Origin of the sequence: Paenibacillus woosongensis (genome assembly GCF_009725165.1) — a bacterium.
Classification (GTDB): Bacteria; Bacillota; Bacilli; order Paenibacillales; family Paenibacillaceae; genus Fontibacillus; species Fontibacillus woosongensis.
This window is the reverse complement of record NZ_WNZW01000003.1, coordinates 129,210-151,179: the sequence shown is the minus strand read 5'-3', so window position 1 is coordinate 151,179 and position 21,970 is coordinate 129,210. Positions and strand designations below refer to the sequence as shown.

The window sequence follows — 21,970 nt, the reverse complement described above, 5'->3', positions numbered from 1 at the left end:
TGAAAAAATTCCTGCTTTTTACCATACCCTATTCCGCAGCCGGCATTACACTAATTTTGCATTTTCTTACTCCATAATCCACTCGTCTTCAAGCAAGCGAATTTTTTGAATTTTCTTCGCACGTCCCGTAGAGTCATCGACGTCCACTACTAAGGCATGAAAATGCCATTTCCCTTCGCACACTTGAAAGCGCACCGGCAGCTGTGTTGTAAACTTACGCAGCACTGCTTCCCTCTCCATGCCTAACACGCCTTCCCGCGAGCCTACCATGCCCGCATCCGTCAAATAAGCTGTTCCCTGAGGCAGTATTATGTCATCATTGCTTTGCACGTGTGTATGCGTGCCTACGACAAGGGAGGCTCTCCCATCGAGATGCCAGCCCATCGCGATTTTCTCTGAAGTGGCCTCGGCATGGAAATCGACGAGAATGCATTTATGCTTTTTGGCCAGTTTCCCGATAATTTCGTCGGCTGCCCTAAACGGATCATCAATAGCTGGTAGAAAAGTGCGGCCCATTAAATTGACAATCGCGAGCTCTTTGCCATTAGCTTTAATGACGGTATAACCCCGTCCCGGCGTTCCTGGGGGAAAGTTGGCCGGACGGATCATTCGCGGCTCATCGTCGATAAACTCAAAGATTTCTTTATTATCCCATGTATGGTTGCCCATCGTAAGGCCGTGTATGCCTAGCTCGAAAAACTCTTTGGCTATCGCCGCCGTAATACCTCTTCCTCCGGCTGCGTTTTCTCCGTTCGCAATAATGACATGCGGGCTATATTTGGATTTCAAATGCGGGAGCGTCTCCTTCAACGCTTTCCGGCCCGTGCTTCCAACAATATCTCCGATAAATAAAACCTTAATGGCAGGTTCCTCCTCAAACAATGGTTGTATTCTCATAAGCAATGAGAAAAAGCGGCCCCATAAGGGCCACTTTCTCAGCATTGGCTTTACTTTGCGTATTCAACCGCCCGTGTCTCGCGTATGACGGTAACCTTGATATGCCCTGGATAATCCAGTTCATTCTCAATCGTCTTCGTGATGTCCCTAGCCAGGCGGAATGCTTCTGCATCGTCGATTTTGTCGGGCTGTACCATAACGCGAACCTCACGGCCAGCTTGGATGGCATAGGATTTCTCCACGCCTTCGAAAGATTCCGAAATTTCTTCAAGCTTCTCGAGGCGCCGGATGTATGTTTCCAGCGTTTCGCGGCGAGCGCCAGGCCTTGCTGCCGACAAGGCATCAGCTGCACCGACCAGCATGGCGATCACCGATGTGGCCTCACAGTCACCGTGGTGGGATGCGATACTATTGATAACCACCGGGTGCTCCTTGTATTTCTTAGCCAATTCCACGCCGATCTCGACATGCGATCCTTCCACTTCATGATCAAGCGCTTTACCGATATCATGCAGCAGTCCAGCCCGCTTGGCCAAAACGATGTCTTCGCCTAATTCGCCTGCCATCAGGCCGGCCAAGTAAGCAACCTCCATCGAGTGCTTCAGCACGTTCTGGCCGTAGCTTGTCCGGAATTTAAGACGTCCCAAAATTTTGATCAGATCAGGATGAAGCGCATGAACTCCCACTTCGAAGGTTGCTTGCTCACCGTATTCACGAATCCGTTCATCCACTTCACGACGCGATTTCTCGACCATTTCTTCGATTCGCGCCGGGTGAATCCGTCCGTCCGCCACAAGTTTCTCTAATGCGGTACGAGCGATCTCCCGACGAATCGGATCAAAGCCAGACAAGATGACGGCTTCCGGCGTATCGTCAATAATGAGATCGATCCCGGTCAACGTCTCAAGCGCGCGGATGTTGCGTCCTTCGCGGCCAATGATCCGTCCCTTCATCTCCTCGTTCGGCAATGCTACAACAGATACGGTCGTCTCCGCAACATGATCGGCTGCGCAGCGTTGAATAGCCAGCGTAATGATTTCACGCGATTTCTTATCGGCTTCCTCTTTCGCCTGCTGTTCAATGTCCTTGATCAGCTGCGCTGTTTCATGGCGAACTTCCTGCTCTACATTGTTTAGGATAATGATTCTGGCGTCCTCCATCGTCAAGTTGGAGATACGTTCCAATTCCTGAACCTGAGTTTTATAAATCTGATCAATCTGCTGCTGAGTTTCTTCAATTCGCTTCTCTTTGCCTGCCACCTGCTCTTCTTTTCGTTCAAGCGATTCTAATTTTTTATCCAGCGACTCTTCTTTTTGCAACAATCGTCTTTCCTGCCGTTGAATTTCGTTCCGACGTTCACGAATGTCTTTATCAGCTTCAGTCCGGATTTTATGGACTTCGTCCTTAGCTTCCAGGACTGTTTCTTTCTTCAGTGCTTCTGCATCTTTCTTTGCATTTTCCAAGATTTGGCTTGCAGCGTGTTCCGCACTGGAAATTTTAGCTTCTGCAAGAGATTTCCGAATAAAATATCCGATCACGAACCCAAAGAATAAAGCGGCTGCAACGAGAGCGACCCAGACTCCATCGTGCATCTGTTCACCTCCCCGTTGATTCCTCCAAGGCATTCCTTGGGATACTTGCAGTTGTAGTTAACTTCCTCAATTCATCATCATTTCTAAGAATCGAATACAGGCCGATTCAGGTAGGCTGCTCACTTTAATTCATGAGCTAAAATGTAACCCTTCATGATTGGCGAATAGAATGTGTACAGAGTCATAATTTTGGAAGGAAAAAAGGACTCTGTGCATATAGACATTTTATTATTTGACGAAAGATATTGTCAAGCAAATGACAGCCGCTCCTGCCGCAGGCCTATTCCTCTTCCCATTCCTCCGTATTTTCTTGGCCCTCCTGCTGGGCCAACTCGCGGATAACTTTGGAAACAAGCCCTCCTGAATAGCCTCTGCGCATAAGAAAAGCGCCCGTCTTTCGCTTTCTGTCCATGAATTCGCCTGTGGTGGATCTCCATTTCTTCGCCCCCAGCTGTAGAGCGCTATTATATTCATCCTCTTCGCTGACTTCACCAAGCGCCTCCTCAATCAAAGGCTTGGCAATGCCCTTCTGACGAAGTTCGTGGCGAACCCATAGTTTTCCCTTGCCCCTGCTTCCAACACGCTGCTTGGCCCATTCCTGGGCGTATGCGGCATCATCAATAAGCCGCTCCTGCTTAAGACGGTAAAGAACGTCGCTTACCGTCTCTTCGCTCCATCCCTTTTCTTCGAGGCGGAGCGCTATTTCGTAGGCAGTACGCGGCTTGCGGCTCAAATATACAAGCGCGTCCCCGTAACTTCGCTGCCGTTCGTCCGCCGCGATAATCTCTTCCAAATCCGACTTGGCAAAAGCCGCGCCTTTGATCATCCGATATTTAATCATCACATCTTCATGAATTTCGACCGAATAGGAGCCAAAATGGATCCGGTAACGGAACTTCGGCCGCTTTAGGGCTTCCACCATAGTAATTTCCAGTTCACCCTCATCCGGGAAATCATCAAAGCTTGACTCCACGGCGAGGGATTCCTCTGTAGTATTCCCCCAAAAACGCTCTTCAGAAATATCAACTATTCCCTGCGGTTCCTGTAACCGCCTTCCGCCCTTTCCTGAAGGTGGCTGTATCCCGCGATTACCGTATTTTCCATTCATCGAGCCGCCCCCCTTGCCGCATTCTGCTAATACTTGCTTGCATATTATATCACGGTCGTCACTTCCAAAATAAAAGCGCTCTGTTCTGGCTTCGCCAGAATACAGAGCGCCTAAATATTGCTAAGTTATTATTCTTCGAAAAGCGCCTGCTCTTCTTTCGCTTCTTCTTCGAGCTCGCTTGCGGAAGCCGAAGGCACGACCGTCGACAACTGGCTGGCTTCGCGAATTTTCAATTCAATGGCATTAGCAATCTGGGTATTCTCCTTCAAAAATTGCTTCGCGTTTTCGCGGCCTTGGCCTAAGCGCTCGCCCGAATATGAATACCAGGCTCCGCTCTTATCGACAATATCAAGCTCTACGCCGATGTCGATAATGCTGCCCTCTCTTGAAATGCCCTCTCCATACATAATGTCGATCTCCGCCTGCTTAAACGGAGGCGCCACCTTGTTCTTGACGACCTTGACCCGGGTACGGTTACCAACCATGTCATTTCCCATCTTGATCGTCTCTATGCGGCGCACGTCAAGACGAATGGTGGAGTAGAACTTGAGAGCCCGTCCACCAGGGGTTGTCTCCGGATTTCCGAACATCACGCCGACCTTCTCGCGCAATTGGTTGATAAAGATCGCAATCGTCTTCGACTTGCTGATCGCTCCTGACAGCTTGCGGAGCGCTTGAGACATCAATCGAGCCTGCAAGCCCACATGAGAATCTCCCATTTCGCCTTCAATTTCCGCTTTCGGGACAAGCGCCGCAACGGAGTCGATAACGATAATATCGACAGCGCCGCTTCTTACGAGCGCCTCTGCAATTTCAAGCGCCTGCTCTCCGGTATCCGGCTGGGAAAGAAGGAGCTCATCGATATTTACGCCAAGCTTGCTGGCATAAGATGGATCCAGCGCATGCTCCGCATCGATGAACGCGGCTTGTCCACCGATTTTTTGAACTTCGGCAATGGCATGAAGCGCCACTGTCGTCTTACCTGAGGACTCAGGACCGTATACTTCGATAATCCGGCCACGCGGCAGCCCGCCTGTGCCAAGAGCTATATCTAATGCAATAGAACCACTGGGAACAATTTCCACCTGCATATGAGTGGATTCTCCCAGCTTCATAATCGAACCTTTACCGAATTGCTTTTCTATTTGACGAAGCGCCATATCCAGCGCTGCACGACGATCTGACAATCAGCTCACATCCTTATCAAATTGATTAAATGTAGGACTTTACATTAATAATTGTACCTTGTTTTGGAACGTTTGCCAAGCATTTTTTCGAACATATATTCGGGTATTCGAGTCTCAACCCTCCCAAACCCTCCCTTACCGTAAGGGAGGGCCCCCGCAGGGCTTGCAGCCCTCGGGACTCCCGCAAATTGGAGTAACGTAGGAGTTGCAGAGGAGCTCCTGCCCGCTGTCCCCTTCGGGGATACGCTCTACTTTTGGCGCGTGGATCGCTTTTCCCCCTTCGGGTACGTCTTACTTTTGGTTCACCTGAGTTACCTGGAAACACCCTGCTCAAGGAGGTACGGTTGAGCACCCGGGTAGCTTTGGCTGGAATGAGCCGCTTGCTCCCCTTCGGTCCGCTTCTGGCTTGGCGCTCCTGCTAATGGTGCTAGGAGTTGATGTGGTGTGTTTTCCTTCTACTTCCTGCATGCAGGCGCTCTCCCTTCGGGATTCGCTTACTCTTGGCGCGGTGCTTAACATTCTCTTGCGGGTGCCCCTGAGAGGAGTGCAAACCAAATAGAGAGGTTCGATTGCGCTGGTACCTTCTCCTCCTCTGCATGCAGCCGCTTTCCCTTCGGGATTCGCTCATGATGACAGCAAAGACAACAATGATTAAATATAAGAAGCTTGGTATAAACATCAAACAGCCATAGCAATTAACGAAAAAAAGAACCGCAGCGCAAACAAATCAGTTAGGCTACGGTTCTTCCGTAATTCCATTATACCCCGAAGCTTATTCCTTTTGCAAATGTAATTGCGAACAGCTTTGCACGATCAGCGGTCGGCAATTTCCTTAAGCTGTTTCCACAGATGATAGAGTACCGTCTTGGCAGAGCGAATCCGGATCGTCTCCCGATTCCCCTTAAGATTCAGCTCAAGAACGGCAGTATCTTGTCCGCGGCGGGAGATGGCAATATACACGAGTCCCACCGGCTTGCGCTCCGAATAGCCCGGACCGGCCACACCGGTAATCGACAGACCGAAATCCGTGTCAACAATCATGCGCACCTGCTCGGCAAGCACTTTTGCAGTTTCGGCGCTCACGGCGCCAGGAGCATTTTCTCCCTCCAGCAAATCATGCGGAACGTTGAGCAGCTTCTCCTTCATCTCATTAGAATAGCATACGATGCCGCCGTGGAAGACAGCAGCGCTGCCTGGAATAGAGGTGATGGTCTCCATGAGCAATCCGCCAGTGCAGCTCTCAGCGCAGCTCACGGTCAGATTCAGCTCTGTAAGCATATCCACGATCGTCTTCTCAATCGGCACATCTTCAGTTGCATATAGATGGTCGCCAAGCCGCGAGCTGATTTCCTTCTCCATCACTTCCAGCTTGGCCATCGCTTCGCTTTCTGAATTCGCCTTTGTAGTAATACGCAGCGTAACCTCGCTCTCCTTCGCGTAAGGCGCTACAGTCGGATCGCTTTGCTCTTCGATTAGATCGAGAACGCGGGTCTCCAATGCCGACTCGCCGATCCCGGCAAATTTCAGCATCTTTGAATAAATCGGCTGCTCATGGGTCAGCACATGCTGTAAAATCCACGTGGCCGCCTGATTTCGGAACATCGGCATTAATTCTTTCGGAGGACCAGGTAATACGATATAAAACTTCCCGTTATGCGCAATGGCGTTCCCTACGGCCAGTCCTGTCTCATTGGGCAGCGGCGTGGAGCCGTCAATCGCATGCGCCTGGCGCCGATTATTCTCGGTCATCGGAATATTGCGCCCCTGAAAGAACCGGTCGATATTATCCATCGCCAATCTATCGTAATGCAGACCTCTGCCTAGCACAGAAGCTAATGCTTCCTTGGTCAAATCGTCCTGTGTAGGGCCGATGCCCCCTGAGAATATAAGCACATCCGCCCTCGATTCGGCGGTTTGAATCGCTTGACGCAGACGGTCCATGTTGTCGCCGACAACCGTTTGGAAATACACGTCGATACCAAGAGACGCTAATTCCTGAGATAAAAATTGCGCATTTGTGTTCACGATTTGTCCAAGCAAAAGCTCGGTACCTACAGCGATGATTTCTGCTCTCATATCTCTCCCACGTCTCCTCCCACCAGCAAAATAAAGGCATTCCCAGTCTCTTTCATTTCAATAATAATAGTTATCGCTGAATAGCTGAATGTTGTTTCATTTATACAATCCGTCCATTAATCAGCTTTTAGAGAATGAAAGCAAACTTTTGTTCTTCACAAAATAGTCGATGCCCGAATAAATCGTAATCAGCGTAGCAACCCAAATCGCAATTTCATCAAAGGGAAAGCGGATCCACTCAAACGGAAAATTATTCAGGAGAAGAACAGATATCGCAATTACCTGAGCGATGGTCTTCGCTTTCCCCCACTTGCTGGCGGCGATAACCGAACCTTCCAGCAATGCGATTTCCCGCAGTCCTGTTACGGCAAACTCGCGGCTGATAATGACGATTGCAATGATGGCTTGGATTTCACCCATCGCAACCAGCGCTACCAGCACTGCGGCCACCAGCAGCTTATCTGCCAGTGGATCAAGCAGCTTGCCGAGGTTAGTCACCAAATTATGCTTGCGGGCAATATATCCATCAATTCCGTCCGTACTGGCAGCGACGATAAACAATATCGCCCCAATCAACTGGTTTACCGGCAGCGTATAACCGCCAAGCGACAGTTCATAAGACCACCACTCGAAGTCAACCAGCAAGAAGACCAGCATGACCGGGATCATAAAAATTCGGGCAATGGTTATGCGATTGGGTAAGTTCAAAGGACACCCTCCCCGGACATGTCGTATTCATAAGCATGCGTAATTCGTACCTTGGCGATTTCTCCAATGCCAACAGGACAATTCGTAACGTATACTTCACCGTCGATTTCCGGCGCATCATACTGTGAACGCCCGATAAAGACGTCACTGCGGCCGTCATACCGTTCAACCAGCACATCCAGAACCTGTCCAACGAATTTGCCGGCATTTTGGTTAGAAACCTCGCGCTGAATCTCCATCAGCGTGTTGGCTCGCCACTCTTTAACCTCTTCCTCCACCTGATCCGGGAGCCTTGAGGCAGGAGTATCCTCCTCTTTGGAATAAGTAAATACGCCCAGCCGGTCAAATTTGATTTCCCGTACAAAATCGCATAATCTTTCAAAATCCTCCTCCGTTTCGCCCGGAAACCCAACGATCAGGGAAGTGCGCAGCGAAACATTCGGAATTCGGGAACGAATTTTTGCGACCAGCTCGCGAATGTCGCGATTGCGTCCCGGACGGCGCATCCGCTTGAGCACCGCATCCTCGCTATGCTGCAGCGGCATATCGATGTACTTGCAAATTTTAGGATTCGTCGCAATCATTTCGATCAGCTCATCGGTAAAGAAGCCTGGATATGCATAATGAAGCCGTACCCACTCAATGCCTTCAACCTCCGTAACCCTATTCATCAGCTCGGCCAGCTTATATTCCCCATAGAGGTCGGTTCCGTAATTGGTGGAATCCTGGGCGATCAAGCTGATCTCCTTCACCCCTTGCGAAGCCATTAGCTCAACCTCGGCGATGATCGATTCGATCGAACGGCTGCGGAAGTTCCCCCGCATGATTGGAATGCTGCAGAACGTGCAATTGTTATCGCAGCCCTCGGCAATTTTTACGTATGTAGTATACTTGGCCGTCGATACCTTGCGAGGAAGTACCTCTTCATAATTAAACACCGGATTCCCGACTTGAACCGGTTTTTTGCCCTTGAGCGCTTCATCAACAATCTGATTGATATTATAAAAATCCCCGGTTCCGACGATACCATCGATCTCCGGCATTTCCTCCATTAAGGCCTGCTTATAGCGCTGCGTCAAGCACCCGGACACGATAAGCGCCTTCAGCTTCCCCGTCTCCTTCAAATCCGCCAAATCGAGAATCGTATTCACGGATTCCTCCTTGGCAGCGTCAATGAACCCGCAGGTATTTACGATAATGACCGTGGCCTCTTCCCGGTCCTCTACGAGTCGGTAGCCCCGTTGATCGATCAGGCCTGACATAATTTCCGAATCAACCAAATTTTTCTCACAACCGAGCGTTACGATTTTCACTTTTTCAGTCATATGCAGTATCCCCCATTGAAATTAACCGATATACCCATTTTTCCCTACAAGTATAAGCTTTACGAACATACCATGTCAAAAACGTGTAAAGGTCTCTCACCACGCGAGCCCGCGCAGCAAAAGACCGACTTTTTCGTTACTATTTGAAGTTGGTAAATTGCAAATCCACCGAAAGATCGCCCTTGCGAAGCATTTGCATCACCTGCTGCAAATCATCTTTGCTTTTGCCGGTAACACGGATTTGGTCGCCTTGAATTTGGCTTTTCACCTTCAGTTTGGAGTCGCGGATCATGACATTGATTTTCTTCGCATTCTCCGAATCGATACCCTGCTTCAGCTTTATGCGCTGACGAACGGTTCCAAGCGAAGCCGGCTCCACCTTGCCGTAATCAAGGTTCTTGATCGGCAATCCTCTCTTGATCATTTTTGACTGCAAAATATCGATGACAGCTCCAAGCTTGTACTCGTCGTCTGACACGATCACCAGCTCATCCTTCTCGACTTTAAGATCGCTCTTGCTCCCTTTGAAGTCGAAACGGTTTGCAATTTCCCGCTCCGTCTGATCGATCGCATTCGTAAGTTCCTGCATGTCCATTTTGGAGACGATATCAAATGAACTTTCAGAAGCCATAACTCTCCGTCCTTTCCTAATTTGCTTATATCTATTAATTATATGTAATCCCATGGGCAAAGTCCAACCTTGCGAATAGCTGCACCAGCTGCTGGCTGCTCACATTTACTTATGTGTTTTCGCACCAAAACGCCCCTCGAACATCAAAGCCCGAAGAACGCTTGTGAATATATTTGTCCTCTCGATTCACTTCGTTTTCAATCGGCGATGAGGATCCCTGAACATATCCAAAATGCCGAGCAGCATATGGGCGGTTCCAAAGCCAAATAAACCGTAACCCCATGCGCTCGGCATTAGATAATAGCCAATAAGCGAAACGATAATGCCTAATCCCAGCACGATCCAGCCAGCCATGCCAATGCACCTCACATGAAAATAGCTTGCAAGTGCCCGCTGGTAAAGCAGGCACAGCAAGACTATTCTGCCCGATGCATAACGCGGTTATTCCGTGTCTGTATCGGTACTGTCTAGGCCGGCCCCCGCTCCGTTACCGGTCGTGTCCATGCTCAGCTGGATCTTGGAAGTATTTTTGCCGTCCTCCACAACCTGGCCTGCAACGGTTATTTCCGTGTACGAGGAAGCTCCCGATTTGATATACATTCCCTCAGGGCCTAACTCATAAGTGAGCACATCCCCATCAGATGTATTGTCAAAATACAGCTTCTCGCCATCTCTGCCGCCTTTGTACACCTCGACCCAGCTCTTGCCGGTTGCATTGATCACGACCTGCACCGGCTGCCCGCCAGGGTTAATGACTTTGAAATTCGTCGTGCTTCCGCTTTTGCCGTCCGGCTGAACCACGATGTCTCCACTCGAATCTGTACCCGCGCCGCTATTCAAACCGCTACCGTTCTCCGCACCGTCCGGCGAGCCAGTATCCGTCTGGTTTCCATCCGTACCCGCAGGGGCATTGCCGCCATCCGTATCCGGCTGGTTAGCATCATTAGCTCCCTGCGAATCCCCGTTAGAAGCTCCGTTCTGGCCTTTGTCGCCTTGCTTCGAGGGATTCTCCGATTGGGTCAATTTTGTCGGATCGGTCTCATTGTTCCTGTCCGCAGCCGGATTCTTGCCCCAGACTGCAAAATACATATAAATGACGATCAAAATCAGAATAGCAAAAGACCACATCAGCGCCGTAGACATCCATTTCGAATTGCGCTCGGACGTTTGTCTGCTGCGGCGCTTCTGCAGCACGGGTTCCATCGTCTGCTCAACCTGAGGAGCAGGCACGTCCTGACGATGCTCGTTCAGAAGTTCATCCGCATTTACTCCAACCGTTTCAGCGTATGTCTTTATAAAGGCCCGCACATAAAAACTACCCGGCAACACCTTATAATCTCCCGCCTCGATGGCTTCTAAGTATCTTTTGCGAATTTTTGTCATATCCTGCACATCATCCAGTGACAAGCCTCTGGCAAGGCGGGCTTCCTTCAATTGCTGGCCCAAATTCGACACGTCCATCACCTCCTGCAAATAATTGAAATAGAATTATATTTTAAATTTAAAAATACAATTTGAAATGAAAGTAGCCTTCCGATTAAATAACGTATTTTCCGGTACAATTGTTACGCTTCACGGCCGGTCATTATTCATGAGTACTATTTCACCAAAAAAAGACGACCAGTAACGCCATCTTTTATCGTCGTACTCAAAAAGACCTACAAATATATGTACTTCATTGTCAAAATCACTTCACTGAACACTAATTCGACAATATAGGCCATTATTCCTGCGTTCATTGACAGAGAAGTGAAAAGTTTGCAGAATGAAAGCGAACAAGAACAATACGTGTTTTATGATATATAAAATATTTTCGAAAGGCAAGCGCCTGTATAAAATGGTAGAAAAGCTCCCCATAACAGGGAGCTTTGCCTTTCGCAAACTATGCGTTTTCCTTAGCCAATTTCACCATCAGCCGGGCAATGGTCTTGCGCTCTTCTTCATTTCCGACATCCCACAGCTCTTTCAGGGCCCGGTTAGAAGCGTTTTGCGGATCGACCTTTTCATCCAGGAAGCTGCCGATCTCGTAGGCAAGGTGAGAGATCGTTTCCTCGCTGAGGCCCGATCTTTCCGCATGTTTGACGCGTTCACCCAAAAATTGTTTCCAGGTATCGAAATTTTTGAGTACTGTTGACATGTTTAAATCCTCCTTCGGTTGAACGTGAGATTTAAAATCAACAGTCGTAATATGCGATTTATTCGGCTTATTTATACGTGTAATCAGGCGAAACAGCTGCGCCATTCCTTGCCTTAATAGTTGAATTTAGCTTGAAGCCCGGCATCAGGTCAGCCAGCCGCCATTGGGGCTAATGATCTGTCCCGTAATATAGCCGGATTCAGGCAGCGCAAGAAAATACACCAGCGAAGCAATTTCCTCCGGCGAAGCCAGTCTTCCTGCAGGAATCTCCTCTTCCAGCATACGGATCTCCTCAGCAGTAAACCGTTCCATCATGTCCGTTTTAACGGCTCCTGGGGCTACTGCATTGACCGTAACGCCGGAAGGCGCCAGCTCTTTAGCAAGAGCCTTCGTAAAGGCGTTTACGCCTCCCTTAGCCGCCGAATATACGGCTTCGCAAGCTCCCCCGGAAATTCCCCAGACAGAGGAAACGTTAATAATGCGCCCAAACCGTTGGTTAATCATGTAGGGCATAAATGCCTGACTGCATAGGAACACGCTTTTCAAATTGATGTTCATCACTTCATCCCACTGCTCTTCCGATACATCGGACAGCAGAGCATAGTGAGAAATCCCTGCATTGTTCACCAGAATATCCGGCTTAATGCCCCGGCTCTCCAGCTTCTCCTTCATCCGGTAAATCTCTTCGCGGCTTCCAAGATCCGCATAAACCGTACATACATTTGCACCGGCTTCCAGGCATTTTCTGGCCACTTCATTAGCGGCTTCATGTGATTTCCTATAATGAATGACGATATTCATTCCGACCGCGGCAAAACGAAGGGCGATCTGGGCACCAATGCCACGGCTCGCCCCCGTTATCAGCACCGTCATTTCCCCAATGCTTTTATCTGTCCCATGATAGCTGTTCATGTCTTACGGGCTAACGACGAGCGATACGGCCAGCTGGTTCCAGTCCATATGCTCGCGCAGCCGGTTATTCACCTCTTCCAAGGTCAAGGATTCATAAATCGGCAATACGGAGAATAGATCTCCGCCCCGGAAGCGGTAACGTGTAAACTCGTGGGCGATATTTTCTGGGGAGTTCAACATCCGCAAATAGCCGCCGATTTTTTTCTTGCGTGCGCGCTCAAAATCGTCGCTCTGGAATCCCGAAGCGAGTATCAACTTCGCTTCCTCCGTAAAGATCTCCAGCAGACGGTCCGGGTCCTTGGTGTCTCCGCCGATTGCGGAGAAAGCATAATTCGGGTTGCTGTTGAATTCGTGGCCAAAGCTATCCGAAATCAGATCCATGTCATACAGCTTTTGGTACAGCTTCGTGCTGGAGCCGATTAGCAGATCCAAGGCCAGCTTAAGCGCAAGATCCCGGCGAAGCAGTGCCTCGCCCGAAATTCCAATATTCGTCTCTTTAAACCCAAAAAGACATTTCGGTAGTGAAACCGGAAGTTTGATCACCTTGCGCTTCTCGTGAACTTCGTTCGGTTCCGTATCGAACAACCGCTGAATTTCTCCTTGCGGCGGATAGCTCTTCTTGGCCTGATTGCTCCGTACCAGCGAGAACACTTCCTCTGGATCGACACCGCCCACCACGAACAGAAGCATATTGCTTGGATGATAAAAAGCGTCATAGCACTTATAAAGCGTCTCTTTGGTAATCGTGCTGATGGATTCCACCGTCCCGGCGATATCGATATGCACGGGATGTACGGCATACATAGCCTCGATCAAGCCGAAATACACGCGCCAATCCGGATTGTCCTGATACATGCCGATTTCCTGGCCGATGATACCCTTCTCCTTCTCCACGTTCTGATCCGTGAAATAAGGATTTTGCACAAAATTGACAAGCGTCTCAATATTCTCCATGACGTTCTCGGTCGCGGAGAATAAATATACGGTCTGTTCAAAGCTGGTAAAGGCGTTCGCGGAGGCGCCTAAAGAAGCGAATTTGGCAAATATATCGCCTTCCGGTTCCTCGAACATCTTATGCTCCAGGAAATGGGCGATTCCGTCGGGCACCTTCGTCTCGTCTTCTCCTTCCACCCGGAAATGATTATCAATCGAGCCATACTTGGTAGAGAAGGTGGCATACGTTTTCTGAAATCCCGGCTTCGGAAGTACATACACCTGCAAACCATTGTCCATCGTCTCCCGGTACACCGTCTCTTTTAGTCGTTCATGCGTGATGACTTCCATCCGCTACACCTCCTTCTTCCCTGTCAAAAAGTAAATCGTGTCGAGCTTGACCGAATTCGCTACGCTAACGACATCCTCGGGCGTAATCGCTTCGATCTGCCGGAGGAGTTCCTCCGCCGGTCGCTCCCTGCCGGACAACACCCGGTTAAAATCATATGCAATCAAATCAAATGCGGAATCCTGCATTTCCAGCAGGCTATTGCGAATCATCGCCTTCGTCTGCGACATTTCAAGCTCGCTGATCTGCCCTTCACGCAGGCTTGCCAGCTGTGCTTTAATAATTTCTAGCGCTTTATTGTAATTCGTGATTTCGATTCCAGATTGAATCGAAACGATCCCTTTATGCCCATCGAATCTTGATGCTGCATAATAAGCCAAGCTTTCCTTCTCGCGGACATTAATGAACAGCTTGGAATGCGGATAGCTGCCTAAAATTCCGTTATACACCAAAGCTGCCGCATAGCGGTCGTCGCCATAAGTAACAGGAATGCCCAGACCCATATTGAGCTTGCCTTGATTCACGTCAAGCACTTCTTCCACGACGCGAACATCGTCGCCGGTCAAATAGCTCTGTGCAGGAACGTATTCCGGAATGGCCAAGCGCCCCCAGTTGAAATGCTGCTCTACAAGCTCCTGCACTTCGGCAAGGGTCGTATCGCCAACAATGTAAAGATCAAGGTTCGCCTGCTGCAGCCACTGCTGAAATGCCGCGTACAGCGACTTTGCTGTGATTTGGTCCAAATCTTTACGCTGACCGAGCGGATGCAGACGATAAGGATCGTTCTGGAACATTTCCTCCATACAGCGCTCAGCGGCATATCGTATTTTATCGTTGATGATCGCCTCCAGCTTCTTGCGAACCGTCTCTCGTTCCGAGCTCACATAGGATTCCCGGAATGCGCCGTTCTCCGTAATAGGCTTCGTTACAGCCTCCCCCAGGAAAGAGAAGGTTTTGCGCAGCAAGGAGTCGTCGCTGGATACAAATTCATCATTGATAGTATCCATGCGGAACTGAACGATTTGATAATTCCCCCGCTTGTATACATCGAAGCCAAATCCGGCGCCATACAAATGCTCAAGCTGCTCGCGAAATTGAATGGTTTCCGGGTACGATGCCGTGCCCCGCCGCAGCACGAACGGAGTCAGCGCTGTAGTCGTTACTGTATCCTCATGCAGCGGAATTCCCGCATAGAGCGATACCGCGAATGTTTTGAATCTGGTCGTCGGCAGAACATGAATTCTAATGTTGCCGGCCTTACCCCGCTCAAATACAGTTTTATTCAAAATGAAAACTCCTTTACAAGAGACTGTCTTGTCACATTTTACCTCAATAATTTTAGTTCCATTCTATACTATGGCAAAGTAAAGAAGCAACCCGCTCCCATGAACGGCTGCTTCCTGCCAAAACGTTATTTACATACAGAAAATATGCTTTCCAATCGTTTTAACCTGAGGACGGGTCCAGATCCATTTCGACGTTGCTGTCTCCGGGTTGAAGTAATACAGGCAGCCGCCGGTCGGGTCCCAGCCGTTCAATGCCTGCTGTACCGCTTTCCTTGCACTCTCGTTCGGTTCAAGCCAGATTTGGCCGTCAGCGACCGCAGTAAAGGCGAGAGGCTCGAAAATGACGCCCGATACCGTATTGGGGAAGCTCGGCGACTTCACGCGGTTAAGAATTACCGCTGCCACGGCGACTTGTCCTTCAAAAGGCTCACCGCGGGCTTCGCCGTATACGGCATTAGCCATGATTTTCAGGTCATTGGCCGATAGTCCCATCGCGTTTCCGGAAGATAAATCTGCCGATGTGTTGCCTTCGGCCTGCTCGGGTGCACTCTCCGCCCCTTTATTTGTTTCGGTCTCGCCAGTTGCATACTCCATGCCCGGCTTCCATTCCTTCGTGGCATTATAAAGCTTCAGTTTCGTTTTCGGTCCGGCCAGACCGTCAACCGGCATGCCAAACTCCGACTGGAACCATTTGAGGGATTCCAGTGTCTTAGGACCGAAATAACTATCGAGCTTGCCATGATAAAATCCTAGAAAACCCAGCCGGCCTTGAAGCTCGTAAACATCTGTTCCAAAGGCGCCATACTGGATCACCTGTTCGCTGAATACGGGAAGGGAAGATTTCGGCTCCTCGCTTCTTTCCGCCATAGCGGGCGTACTATGCCAAAGCCGATAAGCTCCGAACAATGCCCCGCACAAAAGCAGCACTAAACCGGTAGCAAACCATATTCTCGATTTTTTCATACGTTTAGCTCTACCTTTCTTTTGTGGATTAACATAGATGGATGACCTTATTATGACTACTGCCGCCCTTTCCTATGCACTCCAAAAAAGAATCCTTTCTCGCAGAGCAAAATTAAAACGACAGACCCTTGTTTCTCAAGGGTCTGCCGCTATATATCAGCTGTAGGAGCTATTACGAAGATACTTTCCCGAGCTTGAACTGCTCCAGGGAGATCAGTACTTCCCTAGGTTTGCTTCCTTCATACGGACCGACGATGCCGCGCGCTTCCATCGAGTCAATCAATCTCGCTGCACGGGTATAACCGATGCGCATCCGTCTTTGCAGCAGCGAAACCGAGGCCTGCTTCGCTTCGAGGATGATCTGTACGGCCTGATCGAACAGTTCGTCCACGACCTCCTCCATTTCCTGCATTTCTTCATCCACCTCAGGAACGAGGCTCTCGTCATATTCAGCCTGCCCTTGATCGCGGACGTAACCTACGATCGCTTCGACCTCCTGATCGCTCATGAAGGCGCCCTGCACGCGAATCGGCTTCGAGGCTCCCATCGGCATAAACAGCATATCGCCTCTGCCGAGCAGTTTCTCCGCCCCTGCCATATCCAGAATGGTACGGGAATCTACCTGGGAGGATACGCCAAATGCGATTCTAGATGGAATATTGGCCTTGATTACGCCTGTGATTACATCCACCGACGGACGCTGCGTCGCGATAATAAGGTGGATGCCGGCAGCCCGGGCCATTTGCGCCAGGCGGGCAATTGCATCCTCTACATCGTTCGCCGCGACCATCATCAAATCGGCAAGCTCATCGACAATCACGACAATGTACGGGAGAATGGCCTCCGGATTGTCCTTCATCATCAGATTGTAGCCTTCTACATTGCGGGCGCCCGATTTGGAGAACAGCTCATAGCGTTTTTCCATTTCCACTACGATCTTTTTCAGGGCCAGTGAAGCCCGCTTCGGATCGGTGACGACCGGAGCTAGCAAATGAGGAATCCCGTTGTAGACATTTAGCTCAACCATTTTGGGATCAACCATCATGAACTTTACTTCATCCGGCTTTGCTTTATATAGAATACTGGTAATGATACCGTTGATACATACCGATTTCCCAGAACCTGTTGCCCCAGCAACGAGCAAGTGTGGCATTTTAGCCAAATTCCCTACAATCGTCTGTCCCGAGATATCCCGCCCAAAGGCGATGGACAATTTGGATTCAGCATCTTGGAAAACCGGGGTTTCCATCACTTCCCGCATCGTTACGAGAGATACCTCGTTGTTCGGCACCTCGATGCCGATCGCCGATTTGCCGGGAATCGGCGCCTCCATGCGGATATCCTTCGCTGCTAGCGCCAAGGCGATATCGTCCGTCAAATTGACGATCCGGCTCACCTTGACCCCGATGTCCGGCTGGATTTCATACCGGGTAACGGCAGGTCCGCGAACAACCTCCAGCACGCGCGCCCTTACCCCGAAGCTCTCCAGTGTGGCCTCCAGTTTTCGAGCGGTTTGCTTGTAATCCGCCTGATCACCGGACTTGCCGCTGCCCGCCGGCTTGGACAGCAGACGGAACGGCGGCAATTTATACGGCTTGGGAGCCGGCTTCGGCGGAGGTGCCGGTTCTTCGGGCTTGTCCCCTTCTTCTTGAATACTCTCTCCAGAACTTTCAGCACTTTCCCCTTCAGAAATCTCTTGGGAGATTGGGTTCATTTCAACGGCGTCCGCCTCAACTGTGTTTAGCTCCGGCGGGCCGTAATCTTCAGTGGAATCCAAGGCATCCGGCCATACTTCCGGTTCGCCAGACTGCTGCTCCTCCGCTGCATATTCACTTTCCCCGGAGCGTCCTTCATGCTGTATATTGTCGAAGAAATCGCGAATAATGGGACCGACATCTGCTTGGTCGTTCCGCTGCAGAATCGGTTCCCCGGTGTAAGGATCGAATCTCGCTCCTTCGGGGACGGAAGCATTGCCGCCTGCATAATCAAGTTCATTCCAATTCACTCCAGAAGTATGTAACGGCTCGTCCTCCGTGAATTGCCCCTCCAACTCCTCGCTGAAATCCCCGGGGCTGCCTGTTTGCTTGGGACGGGGCTTGAAGTTAAACAACTGAAAAAATACCGGCTTGTTCTGCGGCTTAGGGGACGCAGGAAGCTCCTCCTCCTCTTCCTCCGTTTCATCCTCATACTGGGTTTCCCGATCCGGAGACGCAGATGCAGATGGCCGCTTCTCTCTTTTGACAGGAACAGGACGCAGCATTCTCAGCTTACGGCCGAAATCGGCTCCCACTCCGCTTACATTTTTACGAATCAAGCGGAATAAATCGACATAAGACAGACCGGTGATCAGCATGAAACTGATCGCCATCATCACGATCATGATCAGCTTCGCTCCTGCAATGCCGAACAGAGAATAGAGCAGGGCAAATTCAAGCCCGCCGACATAGCCCCCGCTGATATCGAGACCAAGCAAGCTGAAACCGGTATCCTCAAACGTTGGACCAAACAATGCGGTTTGAAGATCATGATGAATTTGCGACATAATATTTCCCGCCGATAATGACACGGAAGGAGCAAGCTTCTTCTCCATGGAAAAAATCGTGCTCATCAAAACCAGCGACAGCACGGCGAGCAGCGCTCCGCTGCGGCGGGTATTCCAGCGGGACGGCCATTTGCGGCTTATCATCACGCTGAGCCCAATGAAAATCCCGATCAATGGAATAACGAAATAGAACTTGCCGAGGACAAGTGCTGACATCTTCGATAATGTCCGGCCAACTGCGGCCTCCCCGGACAAGGCGATAATCGATAGCGTAATCAGGATGATCCCATATATTTCATACTTGAGCATACTGCCCAGTGCTGCCTTTTTTTTCTTCTTTTTTCGCGCCAAACGAAGATCACCCCCTAGATGAATATTATACCATAATCACTGGGGGCAACCTATAGACTCTTTATGATTTGCGCAAAATTGGGATAAACGTAACCTGCTGCCCAGGCGCATAGGCCGGATTTAGATAATCGTCCAGAGAGCAGCGCAGCAGCCGGATAATCGTTGCCCGATTGTCCTGCTCCATCCTGACCTGCATCAACACGCCGCCGAGCTCAATTTCTGTATAGCTGTCTTTCGTTTCCTGGTCGTCCCAGTTCCAATAAACATCTTGCGGCAAAATCGTATAATGAGTCATTGCGTAAGTCCTCCTCCCCCACGCCGCGATTCGATCAGTTCATTCAGCTTGGCTAGTCCTTGGCCGATTCCGCCGATTCCATCAATCAGCCCGTTCTTCACCGCATCATTCCCTCCTACAGCTGTGCCGATATCACGGTTCAGCTCTCCGGTCTTGAACATGAGCTCCTTGAACGTATTCTCGGAAATTTGCGAATGGGCCGTCACAAATCGCACGACGCGCTCTTGCATTTTCTCGATATACTCGAACGTTTGCGGCACACCGATCACTAGCCCTGTCATGCGGATGGGGTGAATCGTCATCGTCGCACTCTCGGCGATAAACGAATAATCGGAAGCGACGGCAATCGGCACGCCGATGCTGTGTCCGCCGCCGATCACCACCGTGACTGTCGGCTTGGATAGCGAAGATATCATTTCCGCGATCGCCAACCCGGCTTCGACATCACCGCCTACTGTATTCAGAATAATTAATATCCCTTCAATGCGAGGGTTCTGCTCGGCTGCTACCAGTTGAGGAATTAAATGCTCATATTTGGTCGTTTTATTCTGCGGAGGCAGCACAAGATGCCCTTCGATTTGTCCTATGATCGTCATGCAATACACGTTGGATTCCCCGGGTGCAGGCACTGCGGTCTGACCTAGCTGCTGGATCGTTTCGGTGACCGCGGCTACCGCCTTTTCCCCTCCTGGAACTTCAGGTGCAGGCTCCGCTGCGTCGTTCGCCGTATAGCTTGGCTTATGATGTTGCTCATTCATCCTCGACACTTCCTTTCGGCGCTGGCCAGTAATTATCCATCGTGTCGTTAGTATGCCTAGGCCAGCAGCCTTCATGCAAGGGGCAACAAAAAAGAAAGCCCCCTCTCCTACAAGAAACCGTCCAATATTACCGGCAGGAGAAGGGGCGACTGTGTGCCCGACCCGGAGGGTCAGATATATGAATTTTTCTTATTTTTACAGTTGTTCATTACACTTCCATAATGATCGGCAATATCATCGGTCTGCGGCGGGTTTGCTCATAGAGGAAACGTCCAAGCGCATCCTTGACATTGGTCTTGAGCGAAGCCCATTCGTTAACGTTCTCGCTCATTAATTTCTCCAAGGTGCTGGAAACGATCCGGTTCGCCTCTTCAAGCAAGCCTTCGGACTCCCTTACGTATACGAATCCTCTGGAAATGATATCTGGACCGGATACGATTGTTCCATCCTGCTTGCTCAGCGTAACGACGACGACCAGAATGCCGTCCTGAGACAGCAGCTTGCGATCGCGAAGCACGATATTACCTACGTCGCCAACTCCGAGGCCATCAATTAGAACGTTGCCTGCTGGAACTTTACCGGCCTTGCGAGCAACGCCGTTCTGGATTTCCACCATTTCGCCAATATCGAGAAGAAAAATATTATCCGGGTCAACGCCGACGGATTCGCCGAGCAGTGCATGCTTCCGCAGCATGCGATATTCCCCGTGGACGGGAATGAAATATTTAGGTCGCATCAAATTCAGCATTAATTTCAATTCTTCTTGGCTGCCATGGCCGGATACGTGAACACCGGAATTCGAGCCGCTGTATATCACCTCGGCGCCTAACCGGAACAGTTCATCGATCGTCCGTCCTACGTATTTTTCATTACCCGGTACAGGAGTCGCTGCGATAATCACCGTATCCCCAGGCAATATATCGACCTTGCGATGTGTGGAACGGGCCATGCGTGTTAACGCCGACATCGGCTCGCCTTGGCTGCCTGTACATAAAATGACGACGCGATCCGCAGCCATTTTGTTTACTTCTTCCGGCTCGATTAAAATGCCGTCAGGAACGTTCAGATATCCGAGCTCGGAAGCAATCGTCACAACGTTGACCATGCTGCGTCCGATAATCGTCAGCTTGCGGTCCGTCGAATAAGCCGCATCGATTACCTGTTGAATCCGGTGGACATTGGAAGCAAATGTAGCAACAACGACACGCTGCTGAGCCTTGCGGAAGATATCATCCAGGACGATGCCGACATTTTTCTCCGACGGTGTGAAACCTGGTTTCTCCGCATTCGTACTATCCGATAAAAGCGCTAGTACCCCTTTCTTGCCGATTTCCCCCATACGGTGCAAATCAGCAAATTGATCATTGACTGGAGTATGATCAAATTTGAAGTCACCCGTGTGAACTACGTTGCCTTCCGGCGTTTCAATGCACACCCCAACCGAATCAGGAATACTGTGATTTGTTTTGAAGAATGTCGCTTTAAGCGTCGACCCCAGCTGCACTTCCGAGTCGGCATGAATAAGCACGCGCTTTGTATCGCCCAGCAAGCCGGCTTCCTTCAGCTTGTTCTCGACCAGACCTAACGTTAATTTGGTTCCGTAAACGGGAACATTCAAGTTTTTGAGTACATAAGGCAAGCCGCCGATATGGTCTTCATGCCCGTGCGTAAGCACGATGCCTCTTACTTTGTCACGGTTCTCCGTCAAGTAAGTGATATCGGGAATGACGATGTCAATGCCAAGCATGTCCTCTTCTGGAAATTTAAGGCCAGCATCAATTACAACGATGTCATTGGCATACTGAACGACGTACATGTTCTTTCCGATTTCCGCTACGCCGCCCAATGCAAAGATCGTCAATTTATCATTATTCATTTTTTTGGACAAGTGAATCTAACCCTCCTAGTTATTTGGACGTT

The 21,970-nt window shown here is 50.0% G+C and carries 19 protein-coding genes; all 19 read right to left on the bottom strand.

Annotation, left to right across the window (positions count from 1 at the left end; translation table 11 throughout):
* Positions 1 to 66: 66 nt before the first annotated feature.
* Positions 67 to 861, bottom strand: coding sequence for a TIGR00282 family metallophosphoesterase (locus GNP95_RS11665; protein WP_330163400.1), 795 nt, complete (start codon positions 859 to 861; stop codon positions 67 to 69).
* Positions 862 to 947: 86 nt separating this feature from the next.
* The gene (gene rny / locus GNP95_RS11660; RefSeq protein ID WP_155611035.1) at positions 948 to 2,489 is read right to left on the bottom strand and encodes a ribonuclease Y; all 1,542 of its coding nucleotides are present in this window, start codon (positions 2,487 to 2,489) and stop codon (positions 948 to 950) included.
* A 280-nt stretch (positions 2,490 to 2,769) separates the two neighbouring features.
* Positions 2,770 to 3,597 (bottom strand): regulatory protein RecX, encoded by an 828-nt coding sequence (locus GNP95_RS11655; RefSeq protein ID WP_155611034.1) that lies wholly within the window; start codon positions 3,595 to 3,597, stop codon positions 2,770 to 2,772.
* Positions 3,598 to 3,725: 128 nt separating this feature from the next.
* Positions 3,726 to 4,784 carry a recombinase RecA gene (gene recA, locus GNP95_RS11650; RefSeq protein WP_155611033.1) on the bottom strand — a complete coding sequence of 353 codons (1,059 nt, stop codon included), beginning with the start codon at positions 4,782 to 4,784 and terminating at the stop codon, positions 3,726 to 3,728.
* 813 nt (positions 4,785 to 5,597) lie between these two features.
* Entirely contained in the window at positions 5,598 to 6,860 is a 1,263-nt protein-coding gene (locus GNP95_RS11645; RefSeq protein ID WP_155611032.1) for a competence/damage-inducible protein A, read from the bottom strand.
* 120 nt (positions 6,861 to 6,980) lie between these two features.
* Complete coding sequence (gene pgsA, locus GNP95_RS11640; protein ID WP_155611031.1) at positions 6,981 to 7,568, bottom strand: CDP-diacylglycerol--glycerol-3-phosphate 3-phosphatidyltransferase; 588 nt, start codon at positions 7,566 to 7,568, stop codon at positions 6,981 to 6,983.
* Complete coding sequence (gene rimO, locus GNP95_RS11635) at positions 7,565 to 8,893, bottom strand: 30S ribosomal protein S12 methylthiotransferase RimO (RefSeq protein ID WP_155611030.1); 1,329 nt, start codon at positions 8,891 to 8,893, stop codon at positions 7,565 to 7,567. The genes pgsA and rimO overlap by 4 nt, the downstream gene beginning before the upstream one ends.
* A 139-nt stretch (positions 8,894 to 9,032) precedes the next feature.
* Positions 9,033 to 9,524: a YajQ family cyclic di-GMP-binding protein gene (locus GNP95_RS11630; protein ID WP_155611029.1), complete on the bottom strand. Its 492-nt coding sequence runs from the start codon at positions 9,522 to 9,524 to the stop codon at positions 9,033 to 9,035.
* A gap of 186 nt (positions 9,525 to 9,710) precedes the next feature.
* Entirely contained in the window at positions 9,711 to 9,878 is a 168-nt protein-coding gene (locus tag GNP95_RS25755) for a hypothetical protein (RefSeq protein ID WP_196427149.1), read from the bottom strand.
* Between the two features lie 87 nt (positions 9,879 to 9,965).
* Positions 9,966 to 10,979, bottom strand: coding sequence for a RodZ family helix-turn-helix domain-containing protein (locus tag GNP95_RS11625; RefSeq protein ID WP_330163368.1), 1,014 nt, complete (start codon positions 10,977 to 10,979; stop codon positions 9,966 to 9,968).
* A 427-nt stretch (positions 10,980 to 11,406) separates the two neighbouring features.
* A complete protein-coding gene (locus GNP95_RS11620; protein ID WP_155611027.1) occupies positions 11,407 to 11,661 on the bottom strand; it encodes a DUF3243 domain-containing protein in 255 nt (84 codons plus the stop codon).
* Positions 11,662 to 11,805: 144 nt separating this feature from the next.
* Entirely contained in the window at positions 11,806 to 12,573 is a 768-nt protein-coding gene (gene ymfI / locus GNP95_RS11615; protein ID WP_155611026.1) for an elongation factor P 5-aminopentanone reductase, read from the bottom strand.
* Between the two features lie 3 nt (positions 12,574 to 12,576).
* Complete coding sequence (yfmH, locus tag GNP95_RS11610) at positions 12,577 to 13,857, bottom strand: EF-P 5-aminopentanol modification-associated protein YfmH (RefSeq protein ID WP_155611025.1); 1,281 nt, start codon at positions 13,855 to 13,857, stop codon at positions 12,577 to 12,579.
* Positions 13,858 to 13,860: 3 nt separating this feature from the next.
* Positions 13,861 to 15,141: an EF-P 5-aminopentanol modification-associated protein YfmF gene (yfmF, locus tag GNP95_RS11605; protein ID WP_155611024.1), complete on the bottom strand. Its 1,281-nt coding sequence runs from the start codon at positions 15,139 to 15,141 to the stop codon at positions 13,861 to 13,863.
* A 129-nt stretch (positions 15,142 to 15,270) separates the two neighbouring features.
* Entirely contained in the window at positions 15,271 to 16,104 is an 834-nt protein-coding gene (gene sleB / locus GNP95_RS11600; protein WP_155611023.1) for a spore cortex-lytic enzyme, read from the bottom strand.
* Between the two features lie 172 nt (positions 16,105 to 16,276).
* Entirely contained in the window at positions 16,277 to 18,997 is a 2,721-nt protein-coding gene (locus GNP95_RS11595) for a DNA translocase FtsK (protein WP_155611022.1), read from the bottom strand.
* Between the two features lie 61 nt (positions 18,998 to 19,058).
* On the bottom strand, positions 19,059 to 19,292 hold the full coding sequence (locus GNP95_RS11590; protein ID WP_155611021.1) for a YlzJ-like family protein: 234 nt from the start codon (positions 19,290 to 19,292) through the stop codon (positions 19,059 to 19,061).
* Positions 19,289 to 20,050, bottom strand: a complete 762-nt coding sequence (locus tag GNP95_RS11585; protein WP_155611020.1) for a ClpP family protease — start codon at positions 20,048 to 20,050, stop codon at positions 19,289 to 19,291. Before GNP95_RS11585 ends, GNP95_RS11590 begins: the two co-directional genes overlap by 4 nt.
* A 208-nt stretch (positions 20,051 to 20,258) precedes the next feature.
* Positions 20,259 to 21,938 (bottom strand): ribonuclease J, encoded by a 1,680-nt coding sequence (locus GNP95_RS11580; protein WP_155611019.1) that lies wholly within the window; start codon positions 21,936 to 21,938, stop codon positions 20,259 to 20,261.
* Positions 21,939 to 21,970 lie beyond the last annotated feature (32 nt).

Bases quoted from the DNA above. Each gene is read 5' to 3' on its own strand.
- rny (WP_155611035.1), bottom strand. From the start codon at position 2,489: ATGCACGATGGAGTCTGGGTCGCTCTCGTTGCAGCCGCTTTATTCTTT.
- GNP95_RS11620 (WP_155611027.1), bottom strand. From the start codon at position 11,661: ATGTCAACAGTACTCAAAAATTTCGATACCTGGAAACAATTTTTGGGT.
- GNP95_RS11585 (WP_155611020.1), bottom strand. From the start codon at position 20,050: ATGAATGAGCAACATCATAAGCCAAGCTATACGGCGAACGACGCAGCG.
- ymfI (WP_155611026.1), bottom strand. From the start codon at position 12,573: ATGAACAGCTATCATGGGACAGATAAAAGCATTGGGGAAATGACGGTG.
- GNP95_RS25755 (WP_196427149.1), bottom strand. From the start codon at position 9,878: ATGGCTGGCTGGATCGTGCTGGGATTAGGCATTATCGTTTCGCTTATT.
- rimO (WP_155611030.1), bottom strand. From the start codon at position 8,893: ATGACTGAAAAAGTGAAAATCGTAACGCTCGGTTGTGAGAAAAATTTG.
- GNP95_RS11630 (WP_155611029.1), bottom strand. From the start codon at position 9,524: ATGGCTTCTGAAAGTTCATTTGATATCGTCTCCAAAATGGACATGCAG.
- GNP95_RS11655 (WP_155611034.1), bottom strand. From the start codon at position 3,597: ATGAATGGAAAATACGGTAATCGCGGGATACAGCCACCTTCAGGAAAG.
- sleB (WP_155611023.1), bottom strand. From the start codon at position 16,104: ATGAAAAAATCGAGAATATGGTTTGCTACCGGTTTAGTGCTGCTTTTG.
- GNP95_RS11645 (WP_155611032.1), bottom strand. From the start codon at position 6,860: ATGAGAGCAGAAATCATCGCTGTAGGTACCGAGCTTTTGCTTGGACAA.
- yfmH (WP_155611025.1), bottom strand. From the start codon at position 13,857: ATGGAAGTCATCACGCATGAACGACTAAAAGAGACGGTGTACCGGGAG.
- GNP95_RS11590 (WP_155611021.1), bottom strand. From the start codon at position 19,292: ATGACTCATTATACGATTTTGCCGCAAGATGTTTATTGGAACTGGGAC.